Annotated in this window: 13 protein-coding genes; 10 read left to right on the top strand and 3 right to left on the bottom strand. The window is 64.6% G+C overall.

The features are described from left to right. Positions 1-17: 17 nt before the first annotated feature. The 5 genes from H9K76_RS11345 to H9K76_RS11325 all read left to right on the top strand — a co-directional run bounded on the left by H9K76_RS11345 (position 18) and on the right by H9K76_RS11325 (position 10,225). Positions 18-341, top strand: a complete 324-nt coding sequence (locus H9K76_RS11345) for a YnfA family protein (RefSeq protein ID WP_187600332.1) — start codon at positions 18-20, stop codon at positions 339-341. A 150-nt stretch (positions 342-491) separates the two neighbouring features. Next, positions 492-4,019 carry a chromosome segregation protein SMC gene (gene smc, locus H9K76_RS11340; protein ID WP_187600331.1) on the top strand — a complete coding sequence of 1,176 codons (3,528 nt, stop codon included), beginning with the start codon at positions 492-494 and terminating at the stop codon, positions 4,017-4,019. Between the two features lie 54 nt (positions 4,020-4,073). Beyond that, entirely contained in the window at positions 4,074-5,177 is a 1,104-nt protein-coding gene (locus H9K76_RS11335) for a cell division protein FtsZ (protein WP_187600330.1), read from the top strand. A 195-nt stretch (positions 5,178-5,372) separates the two neighbouring features. Next, the gene (ligA, locus tag H9K76_RS11330) at positions 5,373-7,472 is read left to right on the top strand and encodes an NAD-dependent DNA ligase LigA (protein ID WP_187600329.1); all 2,100 of its coding nucleotides are present in this window, start codon (positions 5,373-5,375) and stop codon (positions 7,470-7,472) included. A 29-nt stretch (positions 7,473-7,501) separates the two neighbouring features. After that, positions 7,502-10,225 carry a penicillin-binding protein 1A gene (locus tag H9K76_RS11325; RefSeq protein WP_187600328.1) on the top strand — a complete coding sequence of 908 codons (2,724 nt, stop codon included), beginning with the start codon at positions 7,502-7,504 and terminating at the stop codon, positions 10,223-10,225. A 38-nt stretch (positions 10,226-10,263) separates the two neighbouring features. Here the strand turns inward: H9K76_RS11325 and H9K76_RS11320 are convergent, their stop codons facing one another. Both H9K76_RS11320 and H9K76_RS11315 read right to left on the bottom strand, forming a co-directional pair. Then, positions 10,264-10,827: an NUDIX hydrolase gene (locus H9K76_RS11320; RefSeq protein WP_187600327.1), complete on the bottom strand. Its 564-nt coding sequence runs from the start codon at positions 10,825-10,827 to the stop codon at positions 10,264-10,266. Positions 10,828-10,917: 90 nt separating this feature from the next. Further along, positions 10,918-11,613, bottom strand: a complete 696-nt coding sequence (locus H9K76_RS11315; RefSeq protein WP_187600326.1) for a fumarylacetoacetate hydrolase family protein — start codon at positions 11,611-11,613, stop codon at positions 10,918-10,920. A gap of 163 nt (positions 11,614-11,776) precedes the next feature. Between H9K76_RS11315 and maiA the strand changes: the two genes are divergently transcribed. Both maiA and pgeF read left to right on the top strand, forming a co-directional pair. Beyond that, on the top strand, positions 11,777-12,445 hold the full coding sequence (gene maiA, locus H9K76_RS11310; protein WP_187600325.1) for a maleylacetoacetate isomerase: 669 nt from the start codon (positions 11,777-11,779) through the stop codon (positions 12,443-12,445). Between the two features lie 7 nt (positions 12,446-12,452). Then, positions 12,453-13,283 carry a peptidoglycan editing factor PgeF gene (gene pgeF / locus H9K76_RS11305; protein WP_187600324.1) on the top strand — a complete coding sequence of 277 codons (831 nt, stop codon included), beginning with the start codon at positions 12,453-12,455 and terminating at the stop codon, positions 13,281-13,283. Here pgeF and H9K76_RS11300 read toward each other — a convergent pair. After that, positions 13,200-13,538 carry a hypothetical protein gene (locus tag H9K76_RS11300; RefSeq protein ID WP_187600323.1) on the bottom strand — a complete coding sequence of 113 codons (339 nt, stop codon included), beginning with the start codon at positions 13,536-13,538 and terminating at the stop codon, positions 13,200-13,202. The two genes, pgeF and H9K76_RS11300, sit on opposite strands and share 84 nt — an antisense overlap. A 130-nt stretch (positions 13,539-13,668) precedes the next feature. On the opposite strand from H9K76_RS11300, the gene H9K76_RS11295 reads away from it, so the two are divergent. The 3 genes from H9K76_RS11295 to phbB all read left to right on the top strand — a co-directional run bounded on the left by H9K76_RS11295 (position 13,669) and on the right by phbB (position 17,727). Beyond that, positions 13,669-15,387 (top strand): PHA/PHB synthase family protein, encoded by a 1,719-nt coding sequence (locus tag H9K76_RS11295; protein WP_187600322.1) that lies wholly within the window; start codon positions 13,669-13,671, stop codon positions 15,385-15,387. A gap of 258 nt (positions 15,388-15,645) precedes the next feature. Then, a complete protein-coding gene (locus H9K76_RS11290; RefSeq protein WP_187600321.1) occupies positions 15,646-16,827 on the top strand; it encodes an acetyl-CoA C-acetyltransferase in 1,182 nt (393 codons plus the stop codon). Positions 16,828-16,989: 162 nt separating this feature from the next. Next, the gene (phbB, locus tag H9K76_RS11285; RefSeq protein ID WP_187600320.1) at positions 16,990-17,727 is read left to right on the top strand and encodes an acetoacetyl-CoA reductase; all 738 of its coding nucleotides are present in this window, start codon (positions 16,990-16,992) and stop codon (positions 17,725-17,727) included. The last annotated feature ends 437 nt before the right edge of the window (positions 17,728-18,164 follow it).

Below are 18,164 nucleotides of genomic sequence, written 5' to 3'. Positions count from 1 at the left end.
TTGCTATACAGGCGGGCATGACCACAGTTGCTCTGTTTTTCGTCACCGCGCTTGCGGAAATCATTGGTTGCTACCTGCCATGGCTCTGGCTCAAGAAGGGCGGATCGGCCTGGCTGCTGGTGCCGGCCGCCTTCAGCCTCGCCTTGTTCGCATGGCTGCTCACATTGCATCCCGACGCCTCGGGCCGCATCTACGCGGCCTACGGCGGGGTCTATGTGTGCACGGCGCTGGTCTGGCTGTGGGCGGTGGACGGCATCCGCCCCGGCATGTGGGACGTCGTGGGCGGCGCGATCACGCTGGCCGGCATGGCGGTGATCGCCTTTGGGCCCCGCGCATCCTGAGGCCCCAGATATCCCGAAGAAGCAGCCTGGTGTTGCGGTTCGTTTTTGTCAAAATTCGTAGCAGCTTCACGCGTCGCAGGGGAACAGGGCGCTTGCACGGTATGATTCCGCATTGAACATTCCTGCGCCCTGATCAACATCGCCTGACTCGTGCGTCTCAACTCCATCAAACTCGCCGGCTTCAAGTCGTTCGCCGAACCCACCAACTTCATGCTTCCAGGTCAACTCGTTGGCGTGGTGGGTCCGAACGGCTGCGGTAAATCCAACATCATGGACGCCGTGCGCTGGGTGCTCGGCGAATCGAAGGCGAGCGAGTTGCGCGGCGAATCGATGCAGGACGTGATTTTCAACGGCACGACGCACCGCAAGCCAGCCAGCCGCTCGAGCGTGGAGTTGATTTTCGACAATGCCGACCACCGCGCCGGCGGCCAGTGGAACCAGTTCACCGAAATCGCCGTCAAGCGCGTGCTCACGCGGGACGGCACCAGCAGCTATTTCATCAACAACCAGCCCGTGCGCCGCCGTGACGTGCAGGACGTGTTCCTTGGCACGGGCCTGGGGCCACGCGCGTACGCCATCATCGGGCAGGGCACGATCAGCCGGATCATCGAGTCGCGCCCCGAGGAATTGCGGCTGTTCCTGGAGGAAGCGGCAGGCGTGTCCAAGTACAAGGAACGCCGCCGCGAGACCGAGAACCGGCTCTCGGATACGCGCGAGAACCTCACGCGCGTGGAAGACATCCTGCGCGAGCTGAACGCCAATCTCGACAAGCTCGAAAAGCAGGCCGAGGTGGCTGCCAGGTACAACGCGCTGCAGGGCGACGTGACGCTCAAGCAACACCAACTGTGGTTCCTGAAGCGTGCGGATGCCGAGGCCGACCAGGCCAAGGTCCGTACGGAAGGCCTGCAGGCGGTCAACGACCTCGAGGCACGCATGGCCGACCTGCGTGCCGTGGAGGCCGATCTCGAGACCATCCGTCAGGCCCACTATGCCGCAGGCGACCAGGTCAACCAGGCCCAGGGCCGCCTCTATGAGGCCACGGCCGAGGTTGGCAAGCTCGAGGCCGAGATCCGCTACGTGGTCGAAGGCCGCCAGCGCGTGGAGAACCGCCTGGCACAGCTGTCCGAGCAGATCGCTCAATGGAACGGGCGCAAGGAAGAGGCCGAGATCGAGCTCGAAAACATCTCCGGCGCGGGCATGGATGCCGAGGAGAAGGCCGAACTGCTTGCCGCGCAGGTCGAGGAGCAGGCCATGCAGATGCCCGACCTCGAGGAGGTGCTGCGCCAGAGCCAGCAACGCGCTAGCGAGCAACGCGGCTCGGTTGTGCAGATCCAGCAGCAGATCCAGGTTCTGGCCGCCGAGCAGCGCGGTTTCGGGGAACAGAGCCGCCAGCTTGAATCGCGGCAGGAACGCCTGCGCACCGACCGCAACGCCCTCGCGGCACCCGACGAGGCACGCCTTGCCAACCTGCAGGCGCAGCTCGCGGAAGCCAATGAAACCGCCGAGATGAGCGAGGCACGGCACTTCGAACTGCAGGAAAGCGTTCCGCTGCTCGATGATGATCGTCGCCAGCGCCAGCAGGCCGTCAATACTGAAAGCGCGCGCCAGGCAGACCTGTCTGCGCGCCTCGATGCGCTCAAGGCACTGCAGGAAAAGGTCAAGACCGACGGCAAGCTGCAGCCCTGGCTCGCCAAGCATGGCCTGGACGGCATGCAGGGCCTGTGGAGCCGCATCCACGTCGAAAAGGGGTGGGAGAGCGCGCTCGAGGCTGCCTTGCGCGAGCGCATGAACGCCCTGGAGATCGGCCGCCTCGACATGGTTCGCGGCTTTCTCGGGCACGGCGGTGGCGATGCGCCACCCGCCCGCCTGGCGTTCTACAGCAAGCCCTCGGCGGGCACGGCCGCAGCCGGCGGCAGTGGACAGGCGAATCTCTCCGACCTGCTGCGCGTGACCGATGCGGGCCTCTATGCCGTGCTGGTGGATTGGCTGAGCGGCTGCTTCACCGCCCCGTCGCTTGACGAGGCGCTGAACCGCCGTTCACAGCTCAAGGCGGGCGAGACCATCTATGTGGCCAGCGGCCATGCGGTCACGGCGAACAGCGTAAGCTTCTATGCGCAGGACTCGGAGCAATCCGGCATGCTTGCGCGCGCTCAGGAAATCGAACACCTCGAGAAGGAGCTGCGTGCGCAGGTCCTGATCAGCGAGGAGTCGCGCACGGCTCTGGTGCGTGCCGAGGCGGCCTATGCGGATGCGTCGCAGCGCCTGGTGACGGCGCGCCGCGAGGCCAGCGAGGCGCAGAGCCGGGCCCATGAACTGCAGGTCGAGACCCTGCGCCTCACGCAGATGGCCGAGCAGACGCGGGCGCGCAGCGAGCAGATCGGTGCCGACCTGGCCGAGGTGGAGGCGCAGCTCAATGATCTCCAGGAACGCCGCGTCTCCGCGGAAGCGCGTTTCGAAGAGCTCGACATGCAGCTGGCCGACAGCCAGGAGCGCCATGCGCAGCTGGACGAGCGGGTGATCGAAGCCGAGCGAAAACTCAACGAATGCCGCGAGCAGCAGCGTTCTCTCGAGCGACAGGCGCAGGAAGCCGTGTTCTCGCGGCGCACCATGGAGGCCCGCAAGGCCGAGCTGTCGCGCACCATCGAGACCGCCGCGGCGCAGGCCAAGTCGCTTGCCGAGGAAGACGTCCGGGCTCGCGACGAGATGGGGCGCCTTTCGGCGGCGGCCGCGCAGGGCGGATTGCAGACCGCCCTCGACGAGAAGATGGAGCGCGAGAAGTCGCTTGCTGCCCAGCGCAGCCAGTACGACGACCTGACCGCCAAGCTGCGCGCGAGCGACGAACGCCGCGTGGGCCTGGAGCGCGCGATGGATCCGCTGCGCGCGCGCATCACCGACTTTCAGCTCAAGGAGCAGGCCGCGCGCCTGGGCCTCGAGCAGTACACCACCTTGCTGGACGATGCCGAGGCCGACCTGGCCGCGATTGCGCAGTCCATCACGGAGGGCAATGTGCGGATCGGCGGGCTGCAGGGCGAGATCGATCGCCTGCACCGGGAGATCACGGCGCTTGGCGCGGTGAATCTGGCGGCGCTCGACGAGTTGAACCTCGCGCGCGAGCGCAAGACCTTCCTCGATGCGCAGACCGAGGACCTGACGCTGGCGATGAACACGCTGGAGGACGCAATCCGCAAGATCGATGCCGAGACACGCACCTTGCTCTCGGGGACTTTCGACACGGTCAACGACCATTTCGGCCGCATGTTCCCCGAGCTGTTCGGTGGTGGCCAGGCCAAGCTGGTGATGACCGGTGACGAGATCCTGGACGCCGGCGTGCAGGTGATCGCGCAGCCACCCGGCAAGAAAAACCAGACCATCCACCTGCTCTCGGGCGGCGAGAAGGCGCTCACGGCCATTGCGCTCGTGTTTGCGATCTTCCAGCTCAATCCGGCGCCGTTCTGCCTGCTCGATGAGGTGGACGCGCCGCTGGACGATGCCAATACCGAACGCTATGCCAAACTGGTGGCAAGCATGTCCAAGGGAACGCAGTTCCTCTTCATCAGTCACAACAAGATCGCCATGGAAATGGCCGAGCAATTGATCGGCGTGACCATGCAGGAACAGGGTGTGTCGCGCATCGTGGCCGTGGACATGGAGTCCGCGCTTTCGATGGCCGAGGCATGACGGGCCGGACCACGATGCCGGCCGCCATGGAAAGCACAACGATTTGAATTCACCATGAGCACTTTTCAGATTGCACTCATCATTGCCGGCGGACTCGTGCTGGCGGTTGTCGTCGGCTACAACGCCTGGTCCACGCACCGCAATGCGCCCAAGCGTGCCCGGCCTGCCGAGCCCGAGGCGGCCTCATCGGATGCGTCGGCTGCCCGTCTCGAGCCCGGTTTCGAAGGCGTGGGTGCCAACGGACTCGGCCCGGAACATGGCATCGAGCCCAGCTTCGACGGCCATTCGGTCGACCTGAAGGACGTGCTGCAGATGCCGGTGCCGCAGGCGGAGCGGCGTGGCGGCCTTGACCCGCTGCTGGACGCCATGGCGCCCATCGTCGCCGACCAGCTGGTGTCGGGCGATGCCGCCCTGGCGGCGTTGCCTCCCACCCGCCGCGCGGGCAGCAAGCCTTTTGCGATTGAAGGCCTCAACGAGGCTACCCATCAATGGGAAGGGCCCGTGGCGGGCCAGCGCTACCGGCAGTTCCAGGCGGGTGTGCAACTGGCCAATCGCCTGGGGCCGCTCAACGAGATCGAGTTTTCCGAGTTCGTGATGAAGGCGCAGGGCTTTGTCGACAACATCGGCGCCGCGGTGGACTTCCCCGACATGCTGCACGAGGTGGCGCGTGCCCGCGAGCTTGACCAGTTCGCGAGCGAGCATGATGCGCAGCTCAGCTTCATGCTGCGTGCGCGCCACGCCGCCTGGAGCCCGGGCTATGTGCAGCAGAATGCCGCCACGGTCGGCTTCACGCAGGGCGCCATGCCCGGCCGCCTCGTGCTGCCGGCGGCCGAGGCGGGCCTGCCGCCGATCCTCACGCTGTCCTATGACACCCAGGCGGCGCTGTCGGACGACCCGGAGCAGTCGGCGATCCGCGACCTGCTGCTGAGCCTGGACGTCGCGCAGGTGCACCGCAGCGAGCAGCCTTTCACGCGCCTGCGCGAGGTTGCTGCCCAGTTGTGCAAGACCATGGACGGCGTGCTGTGCGACCAGAATGGCTCGCCACTGCCCGCCATGACGATGGATCCGATCACCGCGGATCTGGAGACGCTCTACGACAAGCTGGATAGCCGCGAGCTGTCGGCAGGCTCGGCGCTTGCCCGCCGCCTCTTCAGCTGACCCGATACGGGGACAACGGGGCTGCGCATCTGCCCGGGACAGGACCGTATTTCATGATGGCGGCCACTCCTGACCGACAGTGCGGGCCATCCGACGGCATCTTGCGTGTGAACCATCTGCCGTCTCAAGTGCGTTTGCGCACATGTGCCGGCGTGAGAGACAGACTCCCGCGCGGCAGAAAGAATGCTACGGGCCATGGCCGAAAGTTTTGACCTTTTCTCTTCTCCGCCGCAGGACGTGCCTTCCAAGGTCGTTGCCAAGGTGAACGCGCTGCGTGACCAGCTCAATGCCTGGGCGCACGAATACTATGTGCTCGATGCGCCAACGGTGCCTGATGGCGAGTATGACCGTGTCTACCAGCAGCTCGAAGCGCTGGAGGCGGCCTATCCCCAGATCGTCACGCCCGACTCGCCGACGCAGCGGGTGATCGGCGCGGTGCTCGATGGCCTGACGCCGGTGCGCCATGCCGTGCCGATGCTCAGCATACAGACCGAGACGGACAACGAGGCCAGCGGTGCCATGGCCTTCGATGCGCGCGTGCGCAGGGAGCTTGAACTGCCCGAGTCCGCGCCAGCGGTCGAATATGTGGCCGAGCCCAAGTTCGACGGCCTCGCGATGAACCTGCGCTACGAGAACCGCGTGCTGGTGCAGGCCGCGACGCGTGGCGATGGCGAGGTCGGCGAGGATGTCACGCACAACATCCGCACCATCCGCCAGATTCCACTGACATTGCCCGAGGGCAGGGGCGTCCCTCCGATCCTGGAGGTACGCGGCGAGGTCTACATGCGACGCGCCGATCTGGAAAAGCTCAATGAACGCCAGGCGGCGGCCGGCGGCAAGCTGTTCGCGAACCCGCGCAATGCGGCGGCCGGCGCGGTGCGCCAGCTTGATTCGAACATCGCGGCCCAGCGGCCGCTGTCGTTCTTCGCCTATGGCCTGGGCGAGATCAGCCCGGCTTCCGAGGGCGGCCCCGATTTCAAGACCCACTACGACATGCTCCGGACCCTGAAGGACTGGGGATTCCCGGTGGCGCCCCAGGTCTGCGTGGCGAGCGGTGCCGATGCGCTGGTTGCCTTTCATCGCCGGATGGGCGAGGAGCGTGCGACGCTTCCCTACGAGATCGATGGCGTGGTCTACAAGGTCAACAGTCTTGCACTGCAGCGCCAGCTGGGCTTCAAGTCGCGCGAGCCGCGCTGGGCCGTGGCGCACAAGTACCCGGCGCAGGAAATGCCTACGCACCTGGACGGCATCGACGTGCAGGTGGGGCGCACGGGCAAGCTCACGCCCGTGGCGCGGCTGGCACCGGTGCAGGTTGGCGGGGTGGTGGTGACGAATGCCACGCTGCACAACATCTTCGAGATCCGCAAGAAGGGCGTGAGGGTCGGCGACACCGTGATCGTGCGCCGGGCGGGCGACGTGATTCCGGAAGTCGTCGGGCGCATTCCGGGCGAGCGGGCGCACTATGTTCCCAACTTCCGCATGCCGGCGCAGTGCCCGATATGCGGCAGCGCGGTGGTGCGTGAGCAAGGGGAGGCCAATCATCGCTGCACGGGCGGCCTGTTCTGCGCCGCGCAGCGCAAGGAGGCCATCCTGCACTTTGCCGCGCGCCGCGCGATGGACATCGAGGGCCTGGGCGACAAGCTGGTCGACCAGCTGGTGGAAGGACAGGTGGTGCGTGTGCTGCCGGATCTCTACCGGCTGGGACTGGTCGCGCTGGCCTCGCTCGACCGCATGGCGGAGAAGTCCGCGCAGAACGTGCTCGATGGTCTTGAGAAATCCAAGCGAACCACGCTGCCGCGTTTCCTGTTCGGCCTGGGCATCCGCCATGTGGGCGAGGCCACGGCCAAGGACCTCGCAAAACACTTCGGCAAGCTGGACGCCATCATGGATGCAAGCGTCGAGGCGCTGCTGCAGGTCAATGATGTGGGGCCGGTCGTGGCGGAGTCGATCCACACCTTTTTCGCACAGCCGCACAACCGCGAGGTGGTCGAGCAACTACGTGCCTGCGGCGTGAGCTGGGAAGAGGGCGAGCCACGGCAGGCCGCATCCCTGCCTCTGGCCGGCATGACCGTGGTGCTCACCGGCACGCTGCCCACCATGGGCCGGGACCAGGCCAAGGACCTGCTCGAGGCCGCGGGCGCCAAGGTGTCGGGCTCGGTGAGCAAGAAGACCAGCTACGTGGTCGCGGGCGCGGAAGCGGGAAGCAAGCTCGAGAAGGCGCAGGAGCTTGGCGTGCCGGTGCTCGACGAGGCCGGCATGCTGGAACTGCTGAGCCGCCCTGCATCGCAGCCGTGATGAACAAGAATAGCCAGAGAGCCGCATCCATGCCCCAGCAAGATAGCCAAGACCCCATTCAGGCCGCCGGGCAGCCCGCGGCGGCAGCGCTAAGGGGCATTCCCTGGCCCGGCAGGCCCTGGAAGTCCAGGCGCAACCTGTGGTGGCTGCTGGCGGCCGGGCCCCTGGCCTTGTTCCTATACGTGCTGATCCTGATTCCGTTCACGCCGTCGATCAGCGACCTGCGCAAGGCCAAGACCGATCAGCCTGCGCAACTGGTGTCCGCCGATGGCCGCTTGCTGGCCGAGTACAAGTGGATCAACCGCGAGTGGGTTCCGCTCGACGGCATCGCGCAGCCGGTGAAAGATGCGCTCATCGCGACCGAGGACCACCGCTTCTACGACCACTTCGGCCTCGACTGGAAGCGCACGGCATCCGCCGTGGTGCATACGCTCGGCGGTGACAAGCAGGGTGGCTCCACCCTCACGCAGCAGCTCGCGCGCAATCTCTATCCCGAGGAGATCGGCCGCGCGCCCACGCTCAACCGCAAGCTCAAGGAAGCGATCACCGCCATCAAGATCGAGATGACGTACTCCAAGGACGAGATCCTGGAGACGTATCTCAATACCGTGCCTTTCCTCTACAACGCCTTCGGCATCGAGATGGCGGCACGTACCTATTTCGACAAGTCGGCCTTCGATCTGACGGTGCTGGAGAGCGCCACGCTGATCGGCATGCTCAAGGGCACGGTCTACTACAACCCGGTGCTGAACCCCGAGCGCGCCCAGGACCGCCGCAACACGGTGCTCGCGCAGATGAAGAAGCGCGGCAAGCTGTCCGATGCCGACTACGAGAAGCTCGTCAAGCGCCCGCTGCGCATCCGTTTCGAGCGCCAGGCGGAAGTCAATGGCCTTGCACCGCATCTCGCGCAGCAGCTGCGCCGCCAGCTCATCGACTGGGCCGACCGCAACGGCTACAGCCTGTACTCGGACGGCCTGGTCATCCGGACCACCATCAACGGCAAGCTGCAGGAGATGGCGAACCAGGCGATCGACAAGCAGGGCAAGGCACTGCAGGCCGTCGCCAACACGGCGTGGGCACCCGGCAGCGTCTGGAGTGCCAAGAGTCCGCTGGTGCAGAAGCTGGTGCGCGAATCCACCCAGTACGAACAGGCCGTGGCCAAGGGCGGCGAGCCGGACGAAGTGGCGAAGGAGCTGCTGGCCGACAGCAATTTCCTGAGCCGTCTCAAGCAGCAGAAGACGCGCGTGCAGGCGGGATTCATGGCGCTTGACCCGCGTGACGGCACGGTGCTGGCGTGGGTCGGCAGCCGCGACTATGCGCAGGACCCGTTCGACCACGTACAGGCCGCGCGCCGCCAGCCGGGCTCCACCTTCAAGCCCTTCGTGTATGGCGCAGCCTTCGCCAAGGGTATGTTGCCGAGCGATACCTTCATGGACGAGCCTGTCGAGATCCCGCTGGGCGGCAAGCAGGTGTGGAAGCCCACCGACGGCTCGGCCCCCAGCTATGCGCCGATGACGCTGTCCGACGGGCTGGCCTATTCCAAGAACATCATCACGGCGCAGGTGATGCAGGCTGTCGGCCCCGAGCGTGTGGCGCAACTCGCGCGCGCCATGGGGGTACGCGAATCGCGACTGGATGAAGTGCCTGCGCTCGCACTCGGTACCAGTCCTGTCACGCTCAAGGAAATGGTGGCGTCCTACGGCACCATCGCGAATGCGGGTACGTATGTGGCACCGACGCTCATCACGCAGATCGAGGACAAGGATGGCAAGGTGCTGGAGGCATTCGCCGCCGCCAAGCCCCAGCGCGCCCTTGCGCTGACGCCCGCACAGGAATTGCGCGACGCCATGCGCGGCGTGATCGACAAGGGAACGGGCGTGGCCATCCGCTCGCGCTACGGCATCACGGCCGATGTGGCGGGCAAGACCGGCACTACACAGGACAACACTGACGGCTGGTTCATCCTGATGCACCCGCAGATGGTGGCCGGCGCGTGGGTGGGCTTCAACGACGGGCGCATCACGCTGCGCAGCGACTACTGGGGACAGGGGGCACACAGTGCGTTGCCCATCGTCGGCCAGGTGTTCCAGCAGGCGCTGCGCGGCAAGGTCATCGATGCCAACCAGAAGTTTGTCGACGAGGAAGAGCGCAGTGTCATCGCCGATGCGATCGGCTCGGTACGCAACTGGGTGGTTGATCTCTTCGGCCGCTCGACCGACCAGATCCAGCCACCGCTTGCAACGACGCCCGAGGTGCAGGGTTCGCAACTGCCGCAGGGGCCTCGCACGCAGGCTCCCGTCACCTACGATTCGGACGACCAGCGCCCCGACATCAGCGAGGCGCCGCTCGCGCCGCTGCAGAACGCCACGCCCGATGCCGATCCGGGGCCACCTCCGGGGGCAGGGGAGTCTCAGGACCCGTTCTGGACTCCGCCGCCTGTGCAGTCGCAGCAGCAGCCCCCATCTCAACCTCAGCAGGGCGCACTGCCATCGCAGGGCCAGCCACCCATGCCTGCCAATGGACAGGTCCGTGCGCCGCAGTCACCCCAGGGCCCGGCGGTTTCCGCAGCGCCAGCCCCTCCGGTGGTGGCGACGCAGCCGTTGCAGCCGCAGCCTGCGCCGCCCATGCCTGCCGGCAACCCGCCCCCCATGCCGGCGAACGGGCAGGTCAATGCGCCCGCGCCCATGCCTGGCGTCGTCACGTCACCGGTTCAACGCGGGACCGTGGTCGATTCCCGGATCGCTCCGAACTGAATCTCCGGCATGCGTCGATCCGCCAGTGCAGAGGACACCTAGGAGCGGGGCGCCTCGAGGTCGACGTTGTGCACCTGTTCGATGCCGGTCTTGCGGTCTTCGAACCAGAGTCTGAGCGTGGTGCTGACGGTGCGGAAGGCGAGTTCATCCCAGGGGATGTCCTCTTCGCGGAAGAGCCGTGCCTCGATGGTTTCGTGGCCGGGATTGAAATGCTCGCTCAGCAGGTCGGCGCAATAGAAAACATGGACCTGGCCCACGTGCGGTACGTTCACCAGGGAGAACAGGCGGCCCATGCGGATCTGCGCGCCAGCCTCCTCGTCGGTCTCGCGCGCCGCGCCCTGTGAGGTGGTTTCGCCCAGTTCCATGAAGCCTGCGGGCAGCGTCCACTTGCCCCAGCGAGGCTCGATGTTGCGCTTGCACAGCAGCACGCGCCCATCGGGCATGACCGGAATGGTGCCGACCACATTGAGCGGATTCTCGTAGTGGATCGTGTTGCATGCCGGGCAGACGGCGCGCTCGCGGGTGTCTCCATCGTCGGGAACGCGGTATTGGACGGCAGTACCGCAATTGCGGCAGAAACGGACAGGGGCACGAAAGGTCATGGGAACTATTGTGGCGCAGGAATCAGGGGCACGGAGCCCGCTCGCGGATGTGGCGAACGGAAGGCCCCGTGCCGAAAACGCATCGGTGGATCAGACCAGCCGTACCTTGAGCGCTGGCAGTCCGGTCACGCCGCCCTCAAGCAGGTCGCCGCGAACCACGGCATTCACGCCTTCCGGTGTTCCCGAGAAGATCAGGTCGCCAGCCTGCAGCTCCCAGGCCTGAGACAGCACTTCGATGGTTTCGGCGATGCTCCAGATCAGCTTGGAGATGTCGCTCGCCTGGCGCCTGGCTCCGTTCACGTCGAGCCAGATGGAGGCGCTGCCGATGCCTGCGGCCTGGTCTGCCGGCACGATGGGCGTGATGGGTGCGCTATGGTCGAACCCCTTCGCGATGTCCCAGGGACGGCCCTGTTTCTTGGCTTCCGCCTGCAGGTCGCGGCGCGTCATGTCCAGGCCCACGGCGTAGCCGAAGATATGGCTTGCGGCGTCTTCGGCCTTGATGTTCCGGCCGCCCTTGCCGAGCGCCACCACCAACTCGATCTCGTGGTGCAGGTCCTGGGTGAGCGTCGGGTAGGGCATTTCACCGGTGGTGCCTTCCTTCACCACCAGCACGGCGTCTGCAGGCTTGGTGAAGAAAAACGGCGCCTCGCGGCCCGAGAACCCCATCTCCTTGGCATGTTCCGCATAGTTGCGGCCGACGCAGTAGATGCGGTGCACGGGGAAAAGGCTGTCGCTGCCCACGACGGGAACGGTGGCAACGGGAGAAGGATTGAAGACGTAGCTCATGGTTGGAGAAATAGTGTCGGGTGTTGTATGTGAAGAGCAGCCCGGCTGCTGAAAGCCAAGGCACCGCACGGGCCGACCACAGTGTGCCACGCGGCCGTTACCCGATGGCACAGTAATGCCCACGATGGCGCGATGCGGTGAGGTTGCGTATGCTTTCGCCTCTATGAAGCTCTACAACTACTTCCGTTCCTCCGCCTCGTTCCGGGTGCGCATCGCGCTGGAGCTCAAGGGCCTGGCATTCGACTATGTGCCGCTGCACCTGGTGCGTGCAGAACATCTCGATGCGAGCTACGCGTCGCGGGTCGGCGATCCCCTGGTTCCCGCGCTTGAAACGGATGACGGCCACCTGCTCACGCAGTCGATGGCGATCATCGAGTATCTGGACGAGACCTGTCCGGAGCCCGCTCTTCTGCCCGCGGATGCACTGGGCCGCGCCCGTGCGCGCGCCCTGGCGGAGATGGTGGCCTGCGAGATCCATCCGCTCAACAACCTGCGCGTGCTCAAGTACCTCAAGCACGACGTGATGCTCGACGAGTCAGGCAAGGATGCCTGGTATCGCCACTGGGCCCGCTCGGGCCTGGAGGCTTACGAGCGCCAGCTCAAGTTGCTGGCGGAGGAACGTGCGGCAGCGGGCCTTGCGGCCTCGGTCTACAGTGTCGGCGACACACCGACCTTGGCCGACTGCTGCCTCGTTCCACAGATTTTCAATGCCCAGCGCTTTCATGTGGATCTGGAGGGGTTGGACCTCGTGATGGCCACCTTCAAGGCCTGTATGGCATTGCCAGCGTTCCAGAGGGCGCAGCCTTCGGCATGTCCTGATGCAGAGGCCTGACACGCCCATGCATTCCGCAGCCTCGCTCCGCAGTGCCTTCACGGTGCCGCATGACTGGATCATTCCCGACTGGCCTGTGCCGGGCCGGGTACGTGCGGTCTGCACCACGCGCACCGGGGGCGTGAGCGAAGGGCCCTATGGCAGCATGAACCTGGGTGATCATGTGGCGGACGATCCCGTGGCCGTGCAGGCCAATCGGGCGCTGCTGGCGCAGTCCCTTGCGATGTCGTCATCGCCCGCAGCGGTGCCCGTGTTCATGAACCAGGTCCATGGCACGCATGTGCAATGGCTGGGCCGGCCCGAGGCAACGGACCCCGTGTTCGAGGCCGATGCCTGCACTACCCTGGAGGCGGGCATAGCCTGCGTGATCATGGTGGCCGATTGCCTGCCTGTGCTCTTCGCCAACGCGGATGGCAGCCAGGTCGCAGCAGCCCACGCCGGCTGGCGCGGACTGGCCGGGCCGGCAGGTGGTGATGGTGTTCTGGAGGCGGTGGTCAAGGCGTTCGGCGGTCCGAAAGGTCTGCGTGCATGGCTCGGTCCCTGTATCGGGCCGACCGCTTTCGAAGTGGGGCCGGAAGTGCGTGCGGCGTTCTGCGAGCCGGATGGCGATGCCGCAGTCTTCTTCAGGCCATACGGCGGCGCCAAATTTTTGGCCGATCTGGCAGGCCTTGCCCGGCATCGCCTGCGGCGCATCGGTGTCACGGACATCCATGGCAACGACAGTACCGAGCGCTGGTGCACGGTGGAAAATCCTTCACGATTCTTTTCGTACCGGCGTGACCAGCGCAGCCTCGGCGGAAGCGGGCGACTGGCTGCAGCCATCTGGATCGACGCCTGATTCCTTCAAAGGCGCCCCTGCTGGCGCCTGCCGGTCCTGCTGCCATTGGCGCTCGGCGAGCGCCTCGCGAGCCTTGCGCGCACGCTTGCGCGCGGGCGTCGAAAAAATGTAGACGACGATGGATATGGGCAACAGGCCATACAGCACGAAGGTGACGATCGCTCCGAGCAGGGTGCCGTTGGCTGCGGATGCTTCCGCCACAGCCATCATCACAGTGACATACAACCACGCTATCACTATCAGAATGAGCACCATATAAGTAAAACTCCGAAACAACAAAAGCACGGTTCGCCGCTCTGAATTGTCGGAAACCGCCGACACATGGCTGTACGATGCATGGACCGGATAGAAAACCAACCGGCATCGCAAGAGAGTAGGAGACACCATGGATTCTGACGCACAATGGGCCGAGGGAGCCCGCCAACTCCAGCAGATGTGGAGCGACAGCTGGAATCGAATGCTGCAGTCAATGCCGGTCCCGCCCGTGGATCTCGGCGCAATCGCAGGTTCCATGGCACCGCAGGCCCCGGTCAGGCTGTCGCCTGAAAAGCTGGGCGAGCTGCAGCAGCGCTATCTCAATGAAATGCAGGCGCTCTTTGCGAGCGGCCTCGCGGAGTCCGGCAAACCGCCGTCCGACAAGCGTTTCTCGGGCGAGGGCTGGGTGCAGAACCCGGTGGCTTCCGCGGTCGCTTCTGCCTATATGCTCCAGGCGCGCACGATGATGGCGATGGCCGATGCGGTCGAGGGCGACGAGAAAACCCGCGCCCGTGTGCGTTTCGGCGTGGAGCAGTGGCTCGCCGCCGTGTCGCCCAGCAACTTCCTGGCATTCAATGCGGAGGCCCAGAAAAAGGCGCTCGACACGCAGGGCGAGAGCATTGCCAAGGGCATTGCCAACATGCTGCACGACATGCGCCAGGGCCACATCTCGATGACCGACGAGAGCCAGTTCGAGGTCGGGCGCAACGTCGCGACCACCGAGGGAGCCGTGGTGTTCGAGAACGAATACTTCCAGCTGCTCGAGTACAAGCCGCTCACCGCCAAGGTCTATGAACGTCCGTTCCTGCTGGTGCCCCCATGCATCAACAAGTTCTACATCCTCGACCTGCAGCCCGAGAACTCCCTGATCCGGCATCTGGTGGCCGAAGGTCATCGCACCTTCGTGGTGAGCTGGCGCAATCCCGATGAGAGCATGGCCACGGCCACCTGGGACGACTACATCGAGAACGCCGTCCTCAAGGCGATCGACACGGTGCAGGAGATCAGCGGTGCGGACCAGATCAACACGCTGGGCTTCTGCGTCGGCGGCACGATGCTCTCCAACGCCCTGGGCGTGCTGAACGCGCGCAAGGAGTCGCCCGTGGCCAGCGCCACGCTGCTGACCGCGCTGGTGGATTTCACCGAGACCGGCATTCTCGACGTGTTCATCGACGAGAACTTCGTGCGCTTTCGCGAGATGCAGATGGGGCAGGGCGGTCTCATGAAGGGGCAGGATCTTGCCTCCACTTTCAGCTTCCTCAGGCCCAATGATCTGGTCTGGAACTATGTGGTGGGCAACTACCTGAAGGGCGAGACACCGCCTCCGTTCGACCTGCTGTACTGGAACAGCGACTCCACCAACCTGCCGGGCCCCTGGTATGCGTGGTACCTGCGCAATTTCTATCTCGAGAACAGGCTCACGCAACCCGGTGGCGTGACGGTCTGCGGCGAGAAGCTTGATCTCGGCAAGGTCGATGTCCCGATGTACATCTACGGTTCGCGCGAGGACCACATCGTGCCGATCGAGGGCGCGTACGCATCGACGCAGGTCTTTCCGGGCAAGAAGCGATTCGTGATGGGGGCCTCGGGCCACATCGCGGGCGTCATCAATCCCCCGGCCAAGAAAAAACGCAGCTACTGGGTGCACAGCGGTGCGAAGTTCCCGGCGTCGTTCGATGGCTGGCTTGAAGGTGCCACCGAACACCCTGGCAGCTGGTGGACCGACTGGACGCAGTGGCTCGCAGGTCACGGCGGCCGCCAGATTGCCGCACCGAAGGCCTATGGCAAAGGGACCAAATACAAGGCGAGCGAACCCGCGCCGGGCAGCTACGTCAAGCAGAAGGCCTGAGAGCCTGTCAATTCCACTGCGCGGATTTACACCATTTTGGACCGTGAATCCGCGCTCGGGAAGACCATGTAAGGGCAAGTCATAAGAGGGTAAATCAGCGCTCGGAACCTGTCGCAAAAGCGCAAGAATCTGACAATCGCTACTCAAACAGTTCTTTTTGGAAGTGCATTGGAGCGTTTCTGTGTGCAAACCGGGATTCCGAGCAAGGCTTTGCCTTGAGTGAACACGCATGAACGGGATATTTGAGAAAGGACCGATATGAGTGAAGAGATCGTCATCGTTTCCGCTGTCCGCACCCCCGTGGGCAAATTTGGCGGAAGTCTGGCCAAAATGGCCGCCACCGAGTTGGGTGCGGTGGTCATCAAGGAAGCGCTTGAGCGCGCCAAGGTGCCCCTCGACCAGGTCGGGGAGGTCATCATGGGCCAGGTGCTCGCCGCAGGCTCCGGCCAGAACCCTGCACGACAGGCCATGATGAAGGCCGGCGTCGCCAAGGAAACCCCCGCACTCACCATCAACGCCGTTTGCGGCTCGGGCCTGAAGGCCGTGATGCTCGCAGCGCAGGCCGTTGCCACGGGTGACAGCGAGATCGTCGTGGCGGGCGGGCAGGAAAACATGAGCATGTCGCCCCACGTCCTGCCGGGCTCGCGCGACGGCATGCGCATGGGCGAATGGAAGATGGTCGACACGATGATCGTGGATGGCCTGCTTGACGCCTACAACCACTACCACATGGGCATCACGGCCGAGAACGTGGCCAAGCAGTTCGACGTGAGCCGCGAGCAGCAGGACGCACTGGCGCTCGCCAGCCAGCGCAAGGCGGCAGCGGCCCAGGATGCCGGCAAGTTCAAGGACGAGATCGTTCCGGTGCCGATTCCGCAGAAGAAGGGCGATCCCGTGCTCTTCGACAGCGACGAGTACATCAACCGCAAGACCGACGAAGCGGCCCTGGAGCGCCTGCGTCCCGCGTTCGACAAGAACGGCAGTGTGACCGCGGGCAATGCCTCGGGCCTGAACGATGGCGCTGCCGCCGTGGTGGTGATGAAGGCCTCCAAGGCCAAGGAACTGGGGCTCAAGCCGTTGGCGCGCATCGTGGCCTATGCCACGAGCGGCCTCGATCCGACCATCATGGGCGTGGGGCCGGTTCCAGCGACGCGCAAGGTGCTCAAGCGAGCCGGCTGGAAGGTGGAGGACGTCGACCTGTTCGAGCTCAACGAAGCATTTGCCGCGCAGGCCTGTGCGGTGAACAGGGAGCTGGGTGTCGATCCAACCAAGGTCAACGTCAACGGCGGCGCCATTGCGCTGGGCCACCCGATCGGTGCTTCAGGTTGCCGTGTGCTGGTGTCGCTGCTGCACGAGATGGAGCGCAGCGGTGCGAAGAAGGGCATCGCCGCACTGTGCATCGGTGGTGGCATGGGGGTTTCGCTGGCCGTGGAACGATAGTTGAAACGGTAGCTTTGCTGGGAAATTGATGGAATTGATCTGCTTCATCAATTAGTGTGTGGAGAATCGTTGCGCCCGGCATTTTCCGGCGGACAGCTGTGAAGATTGCCGGTGGGAATGCAAGCGGATCCGGTTCAATTCATCATCAGACAGGAGATAGAAGTGAGTCAAAAAGTAGCATACGTGACCGGAGGGATGGGCGGCATCGGTACCGCGATCTGCCAACGCCTGCACAAGGACGGCTTCAAGGTGATCGCGGGCTGCGGCCCCACTCGCGACCATGCCAAGTGGCTGGCAGAACAAAAGGCGCTGGGCTTCACCTTCTACGCATCGGTCGGCAATGTGGGCGACTGGAACTCCACGGTCGAGGCCTTCACCAAGGCCAAGGCGGAGCATGGCACCATCGACGTGCTGGTGAACAACGCGGGTATCACGCGTGACCGCATGTTCGTGAAGATGTCCCGCGAAGACTGGGATGCCGTGATCGAAACCAACCTGAACTCCATGTTCAACGTCACCAAGCAGGTGGTGAGCGACATGGTCGAAAAGGGCTGGGGCCGCATCGTCAACATCAGCTCGGTCAATGGTGCCAAGGGCCAGGCGGGCCAGACCAACTACTCGGCTGCCAAGGCGGGCATGCATGGCTTCTCCATGGCGCTCGCGCAGGAGCTGGCCAACAAGGGTGTGACCGTGAACACGGTGAGCCCGGGCTACATCGGTACGGACATGGTCAAGGCCATTCGTCCTGATGTGCTCGAGAAGATCGTGGGCTCCGTACCAGTCAAGCGCCTGGGTGAGCCCAGTGAGATCGCCTCGATCATCTCCTGGCTTGCTTCCGAGGAGGGCGGCTACGCCACTGGTGCCGACTTCTCGGTCAACGGCGGCCTGCACATGCATTGATCGGGCTCCTGACTGCTTGCCTGCGCGATCCCTGGGCAGGCCGGCAGTCAGAAGGAGATCGCAAATGCGCTCCAGGCCCTATCCAAAGGCCACAAAAGCCAAAACCCGCCTAGGCGGGTTTTTTCATGGCTTGGGTTGTCAAAAAAGAGGGGGGAAGGCCTGACGCCAACCCGCTGCGCAGAAGATCGATCTGGTGGCATGCGCCTTCGTGGGCAATGCCGTCGATCCCGTGCTCAAAGACGGGCGGGAGCGCGCTTGCGATCGCGTTCGTCATCGGGCCAGGCAGCGAGGATAGCAGTGGTATTCATACGAGAACTCCTTTGTGCTTGTTCAACGTGGAGCGAGCGCCTTGCGTTGACATCCGAACGAAAGAAAATGCAAGCAGACTGCGGGTTCTCCCTTAGGGATTGGAATTGCCTCAAAGCTTTGATTTTTCT

The organism is Diaphorobacter ruginosibacter, assembly GCF_014395975.1.
Lineage (GTDB): Bacteria > Pseudomonadota > Gammaproteobacteria > Burkholderiales > Burkholderiaceae_C > Diaphorobacter_A > Diaphorobacter_A ruginosibacter.
The sequence above is the reverse complement of the archived record's forward strand: the minus strand, read 5'-3'. Positions and strand labels throughout refer to the sequence as shown.

Excerpts from the sequence above, each read along its gene's own strand:
- H9K76_RS11345 (WP_187600332.1), top strand. The coding sequence starts at position 18 with ATGACCACAGTTGCTCTGTTTTTCGTCACCGCGCTTGCGGAAATCATT.
- H9K76_RS11335 (WP_187600330.1), top strand. The coding sequence starts at position 4,074 with ATGAGCACTTTTCAGATTGCACTCATCATTGCCGGCGGACTCGTGCTG.
- ligA (WP_187600329.1), top strand. The coding sequence starts at position 5,373 with ATGGCCGAAAGTTTTGACCTTTTCTCTTCTCCGCCGCAGGACGTGCCT.
- H9K76_RS11325 (WP_187600328.1), top strand. The coding sequence starts at position 7,502 with ATGCCCCAGCAAGATAGCCAAGACCCCATTCAGGCCGCCGGGCAGCCC.
- H9K76_RS11320 (WP_187600327.1), bottom strand. The coding sequence starts at position 10,827 with ATGACCTTTCGTGCCCCTGTCCGTTTCTGCCGCAATTGCGGTACTGCC.
- H9K76_RS11315 (WP_187600326.1), bottom strand. The coding sequence starts at position 11,613 with ATGAGCTACGTCTTCAATCCTTCTCCCGTTGCCACCGTTCCCGTCGTG.
- maiA (WP_187600325.1), top strand. The coding sequence starts at position 11,777 with ATGAAGCTCTACAACTACTTCCGTTCCTCCGCCTCGTTCCGGGTGCGC.
- pgeF (WP_187600324.1), top strand. The coding sequence starts at position 12,453 with ATGCATTCCGCAGCCTCGCTCCGCAGTGCCTTCACGGTGCCGCATGAC.
- H9K76_RS11300 (WP_187600323.1), bottom strand. The coding sequence starts at position 13,538 with ATGGTGCTCATTCTGATAGTGATAGCGTGGTTGTATGTCACTGTGATG.
- H9K76_RS11295 (WP_187600322.1), top strand. The coding sequence starts at position 13,669 with ATGGATTCTGACGCACAATGGGCCGAGGGAGCCCGCCAACTCCAGCAG.
- H9K76_RS11290 (WP_187600321.1), top strand. The coding sequence starts at position 15,646 with ATGAGTGAAGAGATCGTCATCGTTTCCGCTGTCCGCACCCCCGTGGGC.